Raw genomic sequence first — 17,761 nt, 5'->3', positions numbered from 1 at the left:
TATAATGCATATCCAATATCATATTATTAGGGAGTTTGGCTTGGACTTGGATAGAGATTGTTAACTTTGCTGTTTAAAAATAGTAAAATCATGGAAATGCAAGAACCTTTCGATATAGAGATCGGAGACATCACCTATTCGGTTTTTCCCGATGAAAAAGATACCTACACCATTTTTAAAGATGGAGAAGAATATGTTCAGATCATCAAGGACACAGAGACCAGTTGGTTGAAGTTGCACCCTGAGACGGGGTTACCTTTGTTTGGAATGGATGAAGAAATTAACTTGATAGGTAGCAAAATAATCGAAGAACTCGGGAGTTAGTTCACATACAACTTGATATTCCAGGAGCTTTGCTACAAAGAACTCCTGGAATATTTCAAAAACAGACCGTTACATCGGTACGTATACGACGTATTTGGTGTCAAAAAAATCCTCTTCAAAATAGGAAGTCAAAGGATGTAACTCCGCTTTCAATCTCGACTCTTTGATTTCTTCTTTCAAATCTCCACCTTTAAGGTAAAGAATACCGTTTGGTATTCCATTTTTATCCTTTTTCTCAAACTTGTTTCTAATCCAAGGTGCGAAATCGCCTAATCTCGTCACTGCTCTAGAGACGACAAAATCATAGGTATAGTCTAGTTGTTCTGCACGGATATGGTCAGCCTCCACATTAGTCAAACCGATCGCCTCTGCGACGCCACGCACTACCTTTATCTTTTTGCCTATGGAGTCTACCAGATGAAATTGCACCTCGGGAAATAAGATGGCTAACGGTATACCAGGAAAGCCGCCGCCAGTTCCGACATCGAGGATCCGTGTGCCTGGTGCAAGTTCCTGTACAAACTTTGCAATCGCTAGCGAGTGTAATACATGCTTAAGATATAGGCTCTCAATATCCTTGCGGGAAATCACATTGATCTGATCGTTCCAAAAAGGATACACTTCTGCGAGCTTTTCAAATTGTGATTTTTGGATCGCAGTAAGGTTTGGGAAGTATTTGTATATAATGTCTACTGTTGGATTCACGTTTTATTAGAGTTATAGGGTGTTATATAATACGTTGTTCGTAATGCAATGTTTTAAAATATTACCAAGATTTTTGCTTCTTTTTTCTGTTGAACAGTCCGTTTAAGCAGATGTAGAAATAAAAGAACAAATCTAATATCGGCAACCAGAAGAGTAAATCTTTGACTTTAAGCTTAAGGAATATTGGGCGAAAGACGATGAATTGACATAGATAGCGTAAGAAAAATACGCCTACACCAATATACCATAATGAGGGTAAAAGGGCGAGTGCCAGGAAAAGTACAACGTAAAAAAGAAAAGCTGTAACAAGTTGCGTGGCCAACATAAACTGATGCTTACTTTTATAGGCTACAGAGGCTCCCGAATGTCTGGCTTTTTGTTTGTAGTAGGAACTCCAGCTTTCTTTTGGAGCAGAATACATATGAGCATCCGGAGCTATAGCAATTCGGGTATTCCGAACTGTAGCATTTTGGTTTACAAATAGATCGTCATCTCCGGATTTGATATGCATATGTGCATTGAAGCCTTTGCCTTTGAAAAATAGACTTTTCAAGTAGGAAAGGTTTCGGCCTACCCCCATATATGGATCGCCTTTTAAGGCATAGGAAAGGTAGCTCATCGCGGTGTGTGTCGTTTCGAATCGGATAAGCTTATTGAGAAAGCCTTTCTTTTTAAAATAGGGTGAGTAGCCTAATATGATTTCTTTAGAAGAATTGTACGCACCTCCTATCTCTTTGAGCCATTCGTTAGATTGTGGTTCACAATCGGCATCCGTCATTACCAAGTGTTCGTATTTTGCTGCTTTAATACCAAGTGTTAAAGCAAACTTTTTACTGTGCTTGAGCTGGATGTGTTCTTTGATTTCTACAATACGAAGATGAGGGTGCTCTGCCTTAAAAGCCTGCAATATCCATTGACTATCATCGCTAGAATAATCATCGACGACGATGACTTCGTATTGTGGGTAATCCTGAGACAAAATCTTAGGTAGAAATACCTCTAGGTTTTGCTGTTCGTTGTGTGCACAGATGATGACTGACAATGGAGGGAGGCTTTCAGTTTCCTTATAACTTTTTACTTTGTATACGGCTAATTTGCTGTACACGAATAAAATGTAGTAGAGTTGGAACAATAATAGGACACCTAAGACTCCATAAGTTATATAGGCGATATTTGGAATGATGTAGTTGTAAAAATTCATATGAAAACTCAAAGATAAGGCGTTCTTTTTAATAGTTATAACATTAGTAGTTAAGAATTGCTAATTAAATAGCAAAGGTGTCGTCGGGTTGAAATTTTATAGTATTTTTGCAGTGGATTTAGAATATTCCAATACGACTATCAAAGGTCAACTTAATAATATAAAATATCTATGTAGTACATACTGTACAAACAGGTATGAATATATTTTGGATCCGCCAGCTGGCGGATGACCATTGAAAATCAAATTTAATATATATGCAATATCCATGTAGTACAGGCTACACAAAGACGAATGAAAATGCTTTGGATATTCCATATGACCGTTAAAGGACAAATTATTTACATATGAAATTTACGCTTCAAGCTCAAGATAAACTTTCCCAGGCACGTGCGGGAGTGATGGAGACCGCTCACGGAAAGATTGAAACCCCTATTTTTATGCCTGTTGGTACGGCAGGAACTGTTAAGGCCGTTCATCAACATGAATTGGTCAATGATATCCAGGCCCAGATTATATTGGGAAATACGTATCATCTCTACCTCAGACCTGGGTTGGACGTGTTGCAAAAAGCTGGTGGTCTGCACAAGTTCAATGGTTGGGACAAACCCATTCTTACCGATTCAGGAGGTTATCAGGTGTATTCATTGACTGAAGTGCGTAAGATTAGAGAAGAAGGTGTTACTTTCCGTTCGCATGTGGACGGCTCAAAGCATTTATTTACACCAGAGAATGTGATGGATACACAACGTGTCATCGGTGCTGATATTATTATGGCATTTGATGAGTGTACGCCTTACCCATGTGATTACAATTATGCGCGTCGCTCTTTGGATATGACACACCGTTGGTTGAAAAGATGTTGTAATCGTTTTGATAGTACCGAACCATTGTATGGATATGATCAGACCTTGTTTCCCATAGTGCAGGGATCCGTTTATAAGGACTTGCGCGCCAAATCTGCAGAAGTGATTGCTTCTTTCGAACGGGAAGGTAACGCAATCGGAGGACTATCCGTAGGAGAGCCTGCTGAGGAAATGTATGCGATGACTGAAGTGGTGACAGCGATCTTGCCAAAAGAGAAGCCAAGGTACTTGATGGGGGTTGGCACTCCAATTAATATTCTAGAAAATATAGCCCTCGGTATTGATATGTTCGACTGTGTAATGCCAACACGGAATGCGCGTAATGGTATGCTTTTTACAAGAAATGGTATTATCAATATAAAGAATGAAAAGTGGAAAGCAGACTTCTCTCCAATAGAAGCAGAGTCTGATCTGATGATGGATCAGTTCTATACCAAGGCTTACCTCAGACATTTAATCCGATCTCAGGAAATCCTAGGGGCACAGATTGCTTCGTTGCATAATCTACATTTCTATCTGTGGTTGGTAAAACAAGCGCGTGAAAAGATAATAGATGGCACATTTTATGAGTGGAAGGAAAAGATGGTAAAAGTCTTAGGACAACGATTGTAAGTGTTGGCTATAGATTTTTGACTTTTGCTTTTTAAATTATTACTTTGAGAAATGAATATCATTGACCGTTACATCATCCGTAAATACCTTACGACCTTCTTGTTTACAGTAGGTATTTTTATCGTTGTTATCGTGATATTTGATGTCTCTGAAAAGTTGGATGACTTCTTAAAATATAAGGCCTCTTTTACGCAGGTGCTATTTCGGTATTATGGATTGGGTTCAGTGCCTTTTTTTCTTAATATGCTCACTCCACTGATTAATTTCATTGCTGTAATCTTTTTTACATCAAAGATGGCCGATCAGACGGAGATTGTTCCCATCCTCAATGGGGGAATGAGTTTTAATAGGTTACTGCGTCCCTATATGATCGCAGCATCACTGATTTTTGCCTTTTCATTAGTTTCCAATCTCTATATATTACCAGTTACTAATAAGATAAAAGTCCAGTTTGAAAATGTCTATGTAAAACCGCATAAGGTGAATACAACGACATCGTCTACTCATATGCAGATTGATAGTAATACCTATGTGTATATTGATAATTTCGATACACAAAGAGCTACCGGTACAGGATTTGTGATGGAGAAATTTGATGGCAGGGAGTTGAAGGAAAAGCTGATGGCTGATCGTGTGGTCTGGGATTCGGTAATGACCAAATGGCGTATTGAAAACTATACAAATCGTATTATCAATGGTCTAAGCGAAGAGATGTTGAAGGGGGAAAAAAGGGACACGACTCTGGATATGAAACCTCAGGATTTTGAAACGTACGATAATATTTTTACGGCGATGGGGACAGATGAGCTCAACGAACGGATTCGTAAAGAAGAAACTCGTGGTACAGGTATGATGAGTGATCTATTGCTGGAGAAGTATAAGCGTATTGTTCACCCTTTTTCAGCGTTTATTCTGACACTGATGGGAGTTGCTCTTTCTTCGAAAAAAGTTCGTGGGGGAATAGGCTTGAGCCTAGGGCTTGGTATCGGTCTAAGTTTTACCTTTTTGGTTTTTAATCAGTTTTCGACAATGTTTGCTTTGAAAGGGGGGCTTCCTCCTTTGATTGCGGTATTGATCCCAAGTGTTACCTTCTTACTGTTGGCATTGGTGCTGTTGAAAAAGGCCCCGAAATAGAGCGGACCTAACTATATGGAGTTCATAAGACGTTATCGAAATCTGCTTATTTTGCATTTTACGGTCCTTATATGGGGCTTTACAGGTGTGCTAGGAGATCTGATTACCGTATCGGCCCTTCATCTGGTCTGGTACAGGGTATTGATTGCCGCACTCACACTTTTCGTGTATTTTAAGCTAAGTAAACAGAAGGTTGTGGTGCCTTGGGGTAAAATGTTGCGGTTTCTTGGGGTAGGTATGATTGTAGGTTTACATTGGGTATGCTTCTTTCACGCGATTAAAATATCGACAGTTTCCGTTACCCTGGTTACGTTGTCTTCTCTTACCTTGTTTACAGCCATATTAGAACCTTTATTTAACCGTAAAACTATAGCCATAGGGGATGTTGTTGTTGGCTTGGTTATCATATTCGGTATCTATCTTATCTTTAAGTTTGAGTTTCAATATTGGCAAGGTATTATCTTTGGATTGTCAGCTGCCTTATGTGCGAGTCTATTCTCTATTCTCAATGCTAAGATGGTGAAACAGGACAGCCCGACGATTATTACCTTTTATGAGATGATAGGTGCTTTTATAGGCGTTTCGATTATCATGTTATTTTCAGGACAGTTTACAGCGGAGATGGTTCTTTCGTCTACCGATTGGGTTTATTTATTGTTGCTCGGGAGCGTATGTACAGCATTTGCATATGTCTTAGGGGTAGCTGTCATGAAGGAATTAAGTGCATTTACCGTAGCATTGACGACCAATCTGGAGCCCGTATATGGGATTCTGCTCGCTATTGTGATTTTGGGACACAAAGAGACCATGAGTGTTGGCTTTTATTTTGGTGCTGTGATCATATTGGGAGCCGTATTTCTATATCCCCTTCTAAAGGCAGGATTAGCACGGACCAAAAATAGAAAACGTTTAGAGAATAAGTAATACTGGGTTTTATTTCGTTTCCTCTTCGCTCTCTGCAATCTGTCCCTGAGGCTGTTCGCTATCTGCTTTTTGCTCAGCTGGTTTGTTATTTTTGAGAAGCCCTGTCTCCTTATCATACTGTCCCGCCAATTCGTCGATAATAGTTCCTTTCCATAACGGCGTGCCTGTTAAGTAAGCTGCACGACCTATCATATGGGCCGCAATAGGAGAGGTGATAATTAAGAAGAAGATAATAGCAATTGCCTTTGTGCTGACAGAGATATCAGGGAATAATATAGCTGCACATAATAAGAGCAGACCAACCCCCATTGTAGCCGCTTTTACGGTGACCGATAGGCGAAGGTAAAAATCAGGCATCCTCAAGATACCAAGTGAGGCAAAGAAAATAGCTAATGCCCCGATCGTGCTTAGTATAGCAATTAATATATCAATCATCTTCTCTTTTTTCTATGTAAAATGAAAAAGCTACAGTGCTTAGAAATGCAATAAGGGCTAGGATGATAGCGACATCCAATAGTACTTTTTGGTTAGACCTTATGGTGAAAATTGTGATAATTCCAATCCCAATCGTGATAATTAAATCAAGCGCGATCACACGGTCTACGACCTTAGGACCTTTCACTAGTCGGATAAATACTAAAATCACCGATATCGTGAGGATTGGGAGTATAAAATAATCGAAGTATGTGGCTAGTGTCATCTTAAAGCTTCTAATAGTCTACGTTCTAATCCTGTTTTTGTCTCTTGTACGAACTTTTTAGGATCGTTGAGGTACATAACATGTATGTACATTGTTTTTCTATCCTCACTGATGTCCAAGATCAGTGTGCCTGGAGTAAGCGATATCATCATCGATAAAAGATTAATCTCCATTTCCGTCTGTGCATTCATAGGGTATCTGACGATTCCTGGACGCATAAAATAGCGCGGAGTCATTACGTCATAAGCAACCTGCACATTCGCTTTGATCATTTGAAAGAGAAAATAGAATACAAAGCTGACAATGCGAGGTACTTTGTAGAAGTACCCACGGTCACCATCGTTTCGGCTCATGATCCACAGAATAGCAAAGCCGAGTAGAAACCCAAATAAGAAATTGGTATAATACATCGAACCCGTTAATGCTACCCAAATGAAGGAAAGCAGAAGGTTCATTAAAAACTGCTTAATCATACGCTTAGTTTCCTTTTCCTAATACCGCCTCTATGTACGGTTGTGTATTGATTAATTGGTCTGTAATCTTATCGACCAACTGAATAACTATCTCCGAATTTAACCCTATGTATAGGGTTGCCAAACCCAACATTCCTATTGGTAAGACAAGTAATATCTTGCGGACCAATGGCAAGGGTTCAAATTTGTTTTCTATTATCACCTCATCCGGTACATTCTTCCAGAATACTTCGGCCCACATCTTTGCTATAACATAGAGCGTAACGAAACTTCCCACAATCAGAGCAGCTATGAATACATACTGAGCTTGTGTAAAAGCCTCCTGAAATAAAAATATCTTAGGCCAAAAGCCTGAAAGTGGTGGAATACCTACTAAGGAGAACAGGACAATTGCTATAAGTAGCGATAGTTTTGGGTATTCTGCATATAGCCCCCCATTTTTTTTCATATCCATACTGCCTCTCAGTTGTCCGATTAGTCCTGCAATCAGGAACATGTTGGTTTTTACCAAGATATCATGGAATAGATAGAACACAGTACCCATTAACGCAACTTTTGTAAACATACCTATACCACCAATCATGAATCCAATGTGACAGACAATCAGGTAGGAGAAGAGCCGACGGATATTGGTTTTTATAAGGGCACCGAAGCTTCCTGTAAGGATGGTAAATACTGCTATCCAGACCAAAAGGTCTTTGGTAAATTGGTCCGGAATGAAGATCAGACTGAATACGCGAATCATAGCGTAGATTCCGACTTTAGTCAACAAGCCTCCGAATGTCGCAGCCACAGCGGATGGTGGGGTATGATAGGAAGATGGAAGCCAGTAGTAGAGTGGAAATACCGCCGATTTGATACCGAAGCCCAATAAAAAGAAACAGGCCGTAATGCCGACTAGGGTCGAGTTCTGAACATCTTTAATCTTAATCGCTAAGTCGGCCATATTCAGTGCCCCTGTCATCCCGTATAATATACCGATTCCTGTCAGAAAGAAGGTGGAGGCCAGGATGTTCATGGCCATATATTTGACTGCACCCTCGAGTTGCGTCTTGCGACCTCCTAAAGTCATCAGTACAAAAGATGAAATAATAATCACCTCGAACCATACATAAAGGTTGAAAATGTCTCCCGTCAAAAACGCACCATTCAATCCCATGACCAAAAAGTGGAAAATAGGAAAGTAACCATAGTTCATCCGCTGTCTATTGAGACCTGTAGATGAAAATAAAGATACTGCAAGCCCCGCAAAGGAGGTGATGAGTACTAAGGAACTGCTGAGCAGGTCGGCTACAAACACGATTCCAAATGGAGATTCCCAATTGGAAGCATTCAAGGTCAAAATCCCAGTCTCATTGACACGATGCAATAAACGCAGTGAAAGAACGACAGCCAAGAAACTTCCAATTACGCTCATAAAGCGCTGTGTAACGGTCTTTCTCCAGGCAATAAGTTGCAGGATAGCCGTAAACAAGTGGATGAAAACTGGAGCTAATATGTGGTTGTCTATCATATATCTTCTTCCTCAGGGGTATTTAAATCATCTAAATCATCCGAATCTACCAATGCGTAGACTCTTTTTAAAAGTACAATGGCAAAAGCCGTCAAGGCAAAGCTGATTACAATAGCGGTCAGTATCAATGCTTGAGGGATAGGGTCGGCAAAGACATCCTGAAATAATTTCGCATCTTCGTCGATAACCGGTGGTTTACCTTTGGTAATCCCCGCCAGCAAAAATATCAAGATATTAGCACCACTACCGAGTAACATAATTCCGAGTAGTAGCTTGACCATACTCCTACGGAGGATCAAATAAACTCCCGCTGCATATAGAAGGCCTATCAGTATGATGAGTAATAATTCCATTAGCTATTTTCCTCCTCGTTGTTAAGGGCGATTGTAAACAAAATAGTCAAGACTACACCGATGACAACTAAATAGACCCCTAAATCAAAAAATAGGGAAGAACCGACCATGCCAATTACTGGTACAGGATGTTCAAACCAAAGTCCGGTCATTGGTGGAAGACCAAATGCCATAGGCATAACCATGCTTATCGTTGATAATCCAAGTCCGATAGGAATCAGGGAAAGTGGTTTTCTTTTCAGAAGTTTCATCGTTTGCGCCGTTCCATTAGCAAAACTATGTAGTACAAATGCTATAGACGCAACTAGGCCACCGACAAATCCTCCTCCTGGGTAATAGTGTCCCCGTAATAATAGAAAAAAGGAGAATAGCAGTAATATGGGTAGCAAGTATTTACTCGCAGATTGTAATATTGGACTTTTCATATGTGTATAATCTGTTTTTTATCTGTCATATGGAATATTCATGTTTGTGCTTCGCTAAACATGAGTATTTCATATGGATATTATTTTCCTTTTATTCATACTATTCTCTCTCAGAGGATTTTAAGCGTAAACGGATTAGACTATATACCCCTAGGGCTGCAATGCTCAGTACGACGGTCTCAAACATGGTATCTATCCCTCTGAAATCTACAAGAATAACATTGACCACATTTTTTCCTTTTGCGAGGAGGTAGGCATTCTCTCCATAGAAATTAGAAACCTCTCTTGATATGGGTTCGGACCAGGCTTTTAAAGCAATTAGGGATAGGGTGACTCCAAAACCAAGCGAAACTAACGCGTCTCGATAAAGTATCTTTTTGCTCGCAAAATTAATGAATCCCGGTAGTTTGTAGAGTACAAGGACAAATAGAACAGTAGATAGGGTATCGATGGTAAATTGGGTCATTGCTAAGTCTGGTGCACTATAGATTACGAAGATCAAACAGATACAATAGCCAATTACACTCATAGATACCACAGATGTAAGTCGGGAAGGCGTAGTCACAATAATGTAGAGGGCTCCAATCAATACCGCTACAATAACGACCTCGTAAATGTCAGGATAGGTAAGTGTCCATAGATCTAGTTTTATTGGACCACTGACCCACAATTTATAGGCGAGCAATGCTTCTGCAAATAATATTATTTTAAGGTGGTAGGAGCGCAGATAGCCATTGTGGAAAAGATTGGTAAACCAGGTGGCGAAGCGCACAATATCATTGGCGTAGCCTGTTATGATGCGCTGAGGTGAAATCTTGTCAAATTTTGCTAGCTTATCGAGTTTAGCGATGCTTGGTTTATTTACTACATATACCAATGTCCCTAGCAGTAAGGTTGCGATACTCAGAATCAAAATCAGGTTAAAGTGCCAGATCTGCAGATTTTTAGTGAAGAAAGCTGCGGTGAGTGAATTGGCGGCAGGTATGCTTAAATAGTTGCCTGCAAATGCCGGGAATATACCAAATGCAACGCCTAGGATAGCTAACATCAATGGTGGAATCCATAACGATTTGCTAGGCATGTGTACATGCTCTAAATGTGTAGGTAGTTTTCCTGTAAAGGGCTTTATTCCAGCCATAAAACCAGCGGACACAAGACCGATGTTTGTCACAATCGCTAACCCTGTGAGTACCCATATATAGTCGTTCCATGGGCTATGTAGGGTAGCCTCATAGACCAAGTCCTTGCCGATGAAACCAAAGGTAAAGGGAAGCCCCGCACTAGAGAGTGCTGCTAGCCCAGCGGCCAAAGCAACTGGAGGCATAACTTTTCTCAACCCCGCTAGCACCGTGATATCTCGCGTACCGGTTTCATGATCGATGATTCCCGTAACCATAAATAACGTTGCTTTGTACAGGGCATGGGCAAGGAGGAAAACCATCGCAGCAATGAAAGCATCTTGGGTTCCGATTCCTATTAAAAAGGTCAATATACCCAATGCAGAGATAGTGGAATAGGCTAATATACCTTTTAGGTCAATACGAAATAGAGCGTGTATAGACGCGTAGAGCATCGTAATACCACCAACGATTATTAATGTATAGTTCCAGTAATCGGTACCTCCTAAAATTGGAGTAAAGCGCGCGAGAATATATATTCCCGCTTTGACCATGGTAGCGGAGTGTAAATAGGCCGAAACGGGCGTCGGAGCCTTCATGGCTCCGGGCAACCAAAAGTGAAATGGAAATTGGGCAGATTTGGTAAACGCTCCTATAAACAATAAAGAAATTACCAATGGATACAGCGGGTCGTCTAGAATCAATGCTCTGCTATCAATCATTTCAGAGATACTAAATGTGCCCGCGATATTGGCAACAAGTATAAGAGCCGCAAGCAGGAAGAAACCTCCTAGTCCAGTGATGCTAAGTGCGGTTAAAGCGCTTTTACGAGAGTCTTGGTTGTCATTGTTAAAGCCGATTAGGAAGAAAGAAGAAATACTCGTGAGCTCCCAAAAGACGAAAAGTAAAATGATATTGTCCGATAGTACCACACCAAGCATGGCAGACATGAATAAAAAAAGATAACCGAAGAAGCGGTCAAAATAGATATGCCCTTTTAAATAGTAACGGGCATAGGTGAAAATAGCTGTACCAACTCCCGTAATCAGTAACGCAAATAAGAGAGAAAGCCCATCAAGCCTTAAATCAAAGTTGACGCCTAATGATGGTACCCAGTTGAAATGTTGTAGTTGTTGGTTTCCACTTGAAATCAAAAGGACGTGTGCGGCAAAAAATATAAATAAAAGAGCTGGTAAAATAGGTAGAACAAAACTCCACCTAGACTTTAAATGTTTGCCAATGAAGACCATTGAGCATGACGAAAATAATCCCGATAATATAGTTAATAGCATTTATCCCTTTTTCTGAAAGTGTCTATTTTATTGATTTTGTATAAATCAATGGCATCAGGAGCTCCCCTTAGTTGAGCGAGCCACTTGGATGACATTAAGGCCCTTCATGTCTTTGACTTCACTCCGAGGGAGTGCGAAAGTTTATGCACATTAATGGAAAGTCATAAAAATAGTAAAAAAACCTTGATTTTTTTAGGTTTTTTTGAAGAAAGCGGATGCGGGAAATGATAAGGGAGCTCTTTTGAGCTCCCTTATTGTCTATTTTTTAAATTCTTTGGATCCTTCGATGATCGCCTCTACTACAGTAGGGTCCTGCAACGTTGAAGTGTCACCTAGGCTCGATAATTCACCTTCAGCGACTTTTCGTAAGATGCGGCGCATTATTTTTCCGGATCTAGTCTTAGGAAGGTCAGTCACAAACTGAATAATATCTGGTTTTGCAATCGCACCGATCAGGCGTGTTACAGTTTGTAAGATATCCTGACGTGTTTTTTCTGCATCGATATGGTGATTAGCAATTACATAAGCATAGATACCCTGTCCTTTTACGGGGTGTGGGTAGCCTACAATTGCTGATTCTACTACGTCAGCGTGCATGTTTATCGCGTTTTCTACTTCTGCAGTTCCGATACGGTGCCCCGAAACATTCAACACATCATCTACACGGCCAGTAATGCGGTAATATCCCTCCGGACTACGGTAACATCCATCTCCTGTAAAGTACATATCCTTGTATGTCGCAAAATAGGTTTGTCTACAACGTTCATGGTCACCCCAGGTCGTCCGTAGCATACCCGGCCAAGGGAATTTGATACACAAGTTTCCAGAAACATCGTTCCCTTCAATCTCTTTTCCGTTTTCATCCATTAAACAAGGTTGTACACCAGGTAGAGGGAGCATGGCATAACCTGGTACCTGAGGTGTTACACCTGCTATAGGGGTGATAAGATGGCCCCCATTTTCTGTCTGCCACCAAGTATCCGCTATCGGACATTTACCCTTTCCGATTTTTTCGTTGTACCAATTCCAAGCTTCCTCATTGATAGGCTCACCTACAGAACCTAATACGCGAAGAGAAGATAGATCTTTATTGTCTACATAACTGTCGCCAAAAGCCATTAACGAGCGGATTGCTGTAGGAGCAGTGTATATAATATTGACTTTGTATTTATCAACGATATCCCAGTATCTACCTGCATCAGGGAAAGTCGGTATACCTTCAAACATTAATGATGTTGCGCCTTGGGATAACGGTCCATAGACAATATAGCTGTGTCCTGTAATCCAACCGATATCAGCTGTACAAAAATAAACCTCACCAGGTTTATACTGGAATGTATTGGCAAAGGTATAACCTGTATAGATCATATAACCTGCAGTCGTATGGACAACTCCCTTTGGTTTACCTGTGGAACCAGAGGTGTATAATATGAAAAGTGTATCCTCAGAGTCCATCTCTTCAGCAGGGCAGGCAGGGTTGCCTTGAGTCTCTACTTTTTTGATTTCATCTTCCCACCATACATCACGACCTTTGATCATAGAGATAGGGGTACGTGTACGTGTTAAGACAATGACTTTCTCGACCGACTGACATTGCATCAAGGCGTCATCTACAATAGATTTGAGCTCTAGTGTTTTTGTCCCACGGAAACCGCCATCGGAAGTGATTACCAATTTGCACTCCGCGTCATTGATACGGTCAGCAATAGACTGTGCCGAGAAACCGCCAAATACGACAGAGTGGATAGCTCCAATCCGTGCACAGGCTAATACGGCGATGACTAATTCAGGAACCATTGGCAAGTAGATACAGACGCGGTCACCCTTACGGACGTTGTTGTTTTTTAGTACGTTTGCAAATTGCTCTACTTTGGCCAAGAGCTGCTTATAGGTTAAGATGCGGTGTGCCTCAGACGGGTCGTTGGGTTCCCAGATGATGGCAGGCGTATCTCCATTTTTATAAATATGACGGTCAAGACAGTTTTCTGTGATATTTAACTTACCTCCATCAAACCACTTGATATTTGGTTCTGAGAAATTCCAGTTAAGAACATTGTTCCACTTTCTTTTCCAGAAAAAATTATCTGCTATTTCTCCCCAAAATTGCTCGGGATTGTCGACGCTTCTCTTATAAGCATCCTGATACTCCTCAAAGTTTTTAATTTGAAAACTCATTTCTTACTTCTGATTTTTAGTATAGGTCTATTATTATTATAATTTTGTTATTCAAAACAGACATCAATTTATTTGGAACTGTAAAAGAGTCTGTTGTAAGGCTAATTTAATTTTTTTTACGATTAAAAACTAATTTTTGTCACAAGAAGCACTTTAATTTGTTGTAAAAATAGATGCGGTAGAAGGGGATGGATCCACTAAAGAAAATATATCATTTTATCATTTTTAGCAATATTCTGATTGCATCGGCTGCTATGGCTCAATGTCTTTTGACCTATATTGTCCTCGGATTGCCATCTAACTGGTATGTGGTAGGTATTGAGGGAGCAGCTACGCTACTGCTTTATAATTTTAGCCTTTTTTTATCTAAACCTAAAAACCCGAAAGATTCCCCTTATTTACGAACCAGATGGGTTTTTGGACATGAACGCATATTCTGGTTGAATAATCTGATCGCATCAGCATTGCTTCTCTATTGTTTAGGTCATGTTCATTTTTATACCTGGCTATTCTTGGGAGGGGTAGGGATAGTTAGTGTGGGGTATAGTCTACCCATTTTCCGTTTTTCTGGAAAACCAGGTGGTTTGCGCCAAGTTCCAGGGCTCAAATTGTTTCATATAGCAGTTGTGTGGTCATTGAGTAGTGTTGGGTTGCCGGTCGTAGAAGCTTGGGCAGAAGCGGTACCGGTAGATTGGACGCAAGCAAATGCTCTAGGGCTCTTGAAAATCCTATTTCTACTGATTTGTACACTTCCTTTCGATATCAGGGATATGAAGCAGGATTCCTATTATCATTTGAAGACTATTCCACACCTTATCGGAGAACGTAAAGCTAAGCTTCTTTGTTATATTCTAATTGGAATACACATCTGTCTGTTGGCGGTTGTCCCGTTTGAGGTGTCTGCTAAAGAAGGTATTATTCTAACAGATATTCTAATCGGAATCGCTTTGTACTTTGTGTTATTTAAAAAAAATGTGGGCTATCATCAAGTTTATTTGCTTGATGTAGCCCTATTGGTACAATACTTTTGCGTATTACTATTTGTCTAGTAATTGAATGATTTTATCCGCGAGGATAGCTGATAGTTTGTAGTAACTCTCAAAGGTCCAGCCAGCAACATGCGGGCTGAGTAATACATTGTCTCTCTTTATAAGGTCGGTATACCATTCTTCTTGTGCCAATGCAGGGAATTTTTCAACAGGCAGCACATCAAATGCTGCTCCAAGGATTTTGCCGTTGTCTAGGTTTTTTAATACCGCAGGGATATGTGCGATACCCCCTCGAGCTCCCATCAAGAAGAAAATGGGTTTGCGGAAATGAAAGAGGTATTCCTCATCCACCAATCCCTTGGTTTCTCTCGTCAGAGGTATATGAAAACTTAATATGTCGGCTCGTTTGACAACTTCTTCCATAGATACTTCTGTAGCATATTCGTCCGAAAAACCAGTTTTATATTTGTCATAAGCGATAACGGTAACACCAAATCCAGAAAGTTTTTTTGCCATCGCCTGACCATTGTTGCCATAACCGATGAGGGCTACGGTACGTCCCATAAGTTCATAGCCTCGGTTTTCTTCCCTTTGCCATGCTCCGTTACGGATCTCTTTATCGCCACGATTTAGGTTGTTCATCAGACTTAAGAGCATGCCGATCATATGTTCGCCAACGGCATCTCTATTCCCTTCATTGGCTGGTAACAGCGTGATTCCTTTTGAGCTGGCATAGGCTTCGTCAATATTATCCATTCCTGCACCAGAGCGACCTATAAACTGGAGTTTAGTCCCTAGGTCTATAAATTCGCTGTCTACTTGAAACTTCGAACGTATGATTAGGCCGTCATAAGACGCAATCAATTGCGCAGCCTCTTCCCGCTTGATATCCGGTTGGTAGTTATAGGAAATGTTGCTTTCATCGAGTTTGTCGAGTAGTATTTTGTGGATGTCGTCTACAATTAAAATATTCATTTTAGAGCGTATTTATTTGCATGAAGTCTTTGGAAAGCAATTTCGATAAGCTACGTTGCTTTATTCGATTAGGCGCTATCCTGGCCAATGAGTCACGTAAGGCAATTAACAATGGATTGTCCCATTGTGCGATTTGGCCTATTTGTCGAGAAGTGTCCGTGATATAACGGGTGCGCGATAATCTTCTTTTTTCGAAAGAACGAAAAGCTACGATTGGAGTTTTATTTTGTTGCAATTCGTCAATAAGTACAGCTACATCTTCTAGAGCTTGACAGGCCCCCTGTCCCATATTGGGAGTGGTAGCGTGTCCTGCATCTCCAATGATCAAAATGTTATGGTAGGCAAGGTGTTCCAGCGGTTTGATATCAATAATATCACTCCATATCAGATCTTCGTCGTGGGTCGATTCTAATATGATAGGGATGGGGGCATGATAGTGTTGGAAACGTTTTTTTAAGTCATTAACTGTTGTATTCTTAAATACCGGACTATTTGCCTCTCCATTGACACAGGCGTACCAATAGATACGGTTGTCCACGAGTGGCGTGACTCCGAATCGACCAGCACTGCCCCAGCTTTCAAAGCCCTGGTCTAGTTTGATGCTACTGTTGTCAATAGTAGCACGCCAGCAGGTATAACCCGAATACCGAGGGACGGAAAAGGGGACAAGCTGTTGGCGCAACAGTGATTTTACACCATCCGCGATTATCAGGTATTTGGTCGTATGTGTGCTACCGTCCTCAAAGAAAACACGGACAGATTGCTCGTCCTGTTCTAGTCTGTTTGCTCTTTTCCCTAAAACGATGTTTTCTGTCCGAATTTGAGACAGTAGATGACTATGTAAGTCGGCCCGATGTATAGCGAAGTTTTTTTGGCTGTACTGTTTAGAGAGACGTTTGGTGTCAGGACTGAAGAGGATGGTACCGTTCGAACTGCGTATATTGTAATTGTCGATATAGTAGCCCAACTGTTCGATTCCTTCTTTAAGCCCAAGTATTTCTAAAGCTTGCATCGCATTTGCCGCCAAACCAAATCCGGCACCGATACCTTGTAGTAGTTGGCTTTGTTCGAATAGTCTAAAATCTCGGTTGATCGATTGAAGTGCTATTGCGGTCGTAAGTCCAGCAACACCTCCTCCTATAATTAGAAATTCGCTGTCCATAGTACTTTATAATTATCGTGAATTCGCTATCTCGTTGGTGAGCTGTACAAAATCTCCTACGGTAAGGCGCTCGGCGCGTAGTTCGTATAGTGGATTGTCACTCATCTTATCTTTTTGGACGACAGCTGACAATGCGTTTCGTAGTGTTTTCCTGCGTTGGTTAAAGCCCGCTTTTACGACTTTCCAGAATAGTTGCTCGTCACAATCTAGTTTTTCTACCTCATTCCGTGTCATGCGCATCACGCCTGAAAGCACTTTGGGAGGAGGGTTGAAAGCTCCAGCCTTGACGGTAAATAGGTACTCTACCTTATAGTAGGCTTGTAGAAAGATACTTAGTATACCATACTCTTTGCTGCCAGGTTTGGCTACACAGCGTTCGGCGACTTCTTTTTGAAACATACCCGCCATTTGTATTACGCGATGTCTTTCGTCCAAGATTTTGAATAGAATCTGGGAGGAGATATTATAAGGGAAGTTGCCGATTATAGCCATTTTGTCGCCAAAGTACTTAGAGAAGTCAAGGGCTAGGAAATCGCCATGAATTAAACGGTTACCCAGTTCACTGTATTTGTCCGCCAAAAACTCAATGGATTCGTCATCTACATCGATGAGATAAGTTTCATACGCTGTCTTTTGTAATAAAAAATCAGAAAGAACACCCATCCCTGGGCCTACCTCTAGCACTTGCGTGAAGCCTAGCGATGGGGTCAAAGCCTCTACAATGCGTTGCGCGGCATTCTTATCGTTTAGAAAGTGTTGACCGAGATGTTTTTTTGCACGTACTGTACTCATGTGAAATGTCGAAAAATGAAATGTCTCA

General features: G+C 40.8%; 18 protein-coding genes. 5 read left to right on the top strand and 13 right to left on the bottom strand.

What is annotated here, in order from left to right; translation table 11 throughout:
• Positions 1-90 precede the first annotated feature (90 nt).
• Positions 91-324: a hypothetical protein gene (locus JKG64_RS16470; protein ID WP_210355391.1), complete on the top strand. Its 234-nt coding sequence runs from the start codon at positions 91-93 to the stop codon at positions 322-324.
• Between the two features lie 69 nt (positions 325-393).
• On the opposite strand, the gene rsmG is transcribed toward JKG64_RS16470, so the two are convergent.
• Positions 394-1,029, bottom strand: a complete 636-nt coding sequence (gene rsmG, locus JKG64_RS16465) for a 16S rRNA (guanine(527)-N(7))-methyltransferase RsmG (protein WP_210355390.1) — start codon at positions 1,027-1,029, stop codon at positions 394-396.
• A gap of 61 nt (positions 1,030-1,090) precedes the next feature.
• Complete coding sequence (locus JKG64_RS16460) at positions 1,091-2,230, bottom strand: glycosyltransferase (RefSeq protein WP_210355389.1); 1,140 nt, start codon at positions 2,228-2,230, stop codon at positions 1,091-1,093.
• Positions 2,231-2,577: 347 nt separating this feature from the next.
• On the opposite strand from JKG64_RS16460, the gene tgt reads away from it, so the two are divergent.
• Genes tgt through JKG64_RS16445 form a run of 3 tightly spaced genes read left to right on the top strand, consistent with a single transcriptional unit; the run spans position 2,578 to position 5,766 of the window.
• Positions 2,578-3,708 carry a tRNA guanosine(34) transglycosylase Tgt gene (tgt, locus tag JKG64_RS16455; RefSeq protein WP_210355388.1) on the top strand — a complete coding sequence of 377 codons (1,131 nt, stop codon included), beginning with the start codon at positions 2,578-2,580 and terminating at the stop codon, positions 3,706-3,708.
• 51 nt (positions 3,709-3,759) lie between these two features.
• Positions 3,760-4,842, top strand: a complete 1,083-nt coding sequence (locus JKG64_RS16450) for an LptF/LptG family permease (protein WP_210355387.1) — start codon at positions 3,760-3,762, stop codon at positions 4,840-4,842.
• Positions 4,843-4,857: 15 nt separating this feature from the next.
• Positions 4,858-5,766: a DMT family transporter gene (locus JKG64_RS16445; protein ID WP_210355386.1), complete on the top strand. Its 909-nt coding sequence runs from the start codon at positions 4,858-4,860 to the stop codon at positions 5,764-5,766.
• Positions 5,767-5,775: 9 nt separating this feature from the next.
• Here the strand turns inward: JKG64_RS16445 and mnhG are convergent, their stop codons facing one another.
• The 8 genes from mnhG to acs form a co-directional block, all read right to left on the bottom strand.
• A complete protein-coding gene (gene mnhG, locus JKG64_RS16440; protein WP_210355385.1) occupies positions 5,776-6,201 on the bottom strand; it encodes a monovalent cation/H(+) antiporter subunit G in 426 nt (141 codons plus the stop codon).
• The gene (locus JKG64_RS16435) at positions 6,194-6,466 is read right to left on the bottom strand and encodes a monovalent cation/H+ antiporter complex subunit F (protein ID WP_133585490.1); all 273 of its coding nucleotides are present in this window, start codon (positions 6,464-6,466) and stop codon (positions 6,194-6,196) included. Before JKG64_RS16435 ends, mnhG begins: the two co-directional genes overlap by 8 nt.
• On the bottom strand, positions 6,463-6,939 hold the full coding sequence (locus JKG64_RS16430) for a Na+/H+ antiporter subunit E (protein WP_133585489.1): 477 nt from the start codon (positions 6,937-6,939) through the stop codon (positions 6,463-6,465). Before JKG64_RS16430 ends, JKG64_RS16435 begins: the two co-directional genes overlap by 4 nt.
• A gap of 4 nt (positions 6,940-6,943) precedes the next feature.
• On the bottom strand, positions 6,944-8,452 hold the full coding sequence (locus tag JKG64_RS16425; protein WP_210355384.1) for a proton-conducting transporter transmembrane domain-containing protein: 1,509 nt from the start codon (positions 8,450-8,452) through the stop codon (positions 6,944-6,946).
• Positions 8,449-8,805: a Na+/H+ antiporter subunit C gene (locus tag JKG64_RS16420; protein ID WP_021068689.1), complete on the bottom strand. Its 357-nt coding sequence runs from the start codon at positions 8,803-8,805 to the stop codon at positions 8,449-8,451. The genes JKG64_RS16425 and JKG64_RS16420 overlap by 4 nt, the downstream gene beginning before the upstream one ends.
• Complete coding sequence (locus JKG64_RS16415) at positions 8,805-9,230, bottom strand: Na+/H+ antiporter subunit B (protein ID WP_210355383.1); 426 nt, start codon at positions 9,228-9,230, stop codon at positions 8,805-8,807. The genes JKG64_RS16420 and JKG64_RS16415 overlap by 1 nt, the downstream gene beginning before the upstream one ends.
• A 100-nt stretch (positions 9,231-9,330) precedes the next feature.
• Positions 9,331-11,640 (bottom strand): hydrogen gas-evolving membrane-bound hydrogenase subunit E, encoded by a 2,310-nt coding sequence (gene mbhE / locus JKG64_RS16410; protein ID WP_210355382.1) that lies wholly within the window; start codon positions 11,638-11,640, stop codon positions 9,331-9,333.
• Between the two features lie 258 nt (positions 11,641-11,898).
• Positions 11,899-13,815: an acetate--CoA ligase gene (acs, locus tag JKG64_RS16405; RefSeq protein WP_210355381.1), complete on the bottom strand. Its 1,917-nt coding sequence runs from the start codon at positions 13,813-13,815 to the stop codon at positions 11,899-11,901.
• A 188-nt stretch (positions 13,816-14,003) separates the two neighbouring features.
• Between acs and JKG64_RS16400 the strand changes: the two genes are divergently transcribed.
• On the top strand, positions 14,004-14,864 hold the full coding sequence (locus tag JKG64_RS16400) for a UbiA prenyltransferase family protein (protein ID WP_210355380.1): 861 nt from the start codon (positions 14,004-14,006) through the stop codon (positions 14,862-14,864).
• Here JKG64_RS16400 and JKG64_RS16395 read toward each other — a convergent pair.
• From JKG64_RS16395 to rsmA, 3 genes are read right to left on the bottom strand one after another with little or no spacing between them, the layout of a single operon-like run.
• A complete protein-coding gene (locus tag JKG64_RS16395) occupies positions 14,853-15,779 on the bottom strand; it encodes an NAD(P)-dependent oxidoreductase (protein WP_210355379.1) in 927 nt (308 codons plus the stop codon). The two genes, JKG64_RS16400 and JKG64_RS16395, sit on opposite strands and share 12 nt — an antisense overlap.
• 1 nt (position 15,780) lies before the next feature.
• Positions 15,781-16,941: an FAD-dependent monooxygenase gene (locus tag JKG64_RS16390; RefSeq protein WP_210355378.1), complete on the bottom strand. Its 1,161-nt coding sequence runs from the start codon at positions 16,939-16,941 to the stop codon at positions 15,781-15,783.
• Positions 16,942-16,953: 12 nt separating this feature from the next.
• Entirely contained in the window at positions 16,954-17,733 is a 780-nt protein-coding gene (rsmA, locus tag JKG64_RS16385; RefSeq protein WP_210355377.1) for a 16S rRNA (adenine(1518)-N(6)/adenine(1519)-N(6))-dimethyltransferase RsmA, read from the bottom strand.
• Positions 17,734-17,761: the final 28 nt, after the last annotated feature.

This window comes from Sphingobacterium tabacisoli (assembly GCF_017908035.1).
Taxonomy (GTDB): domain Bacteria; phylum Bacteroidota; class Bacteroidia; order Sphingobacteriales; family Sphingobacteriaceae; genus Sphingobacterium; species Sphingobacterium tabacisoli.
Note: the sequence above shows the minus strand (reverse complement) of the source record. Positions and strands in the feature narration are given on the sequence as shown.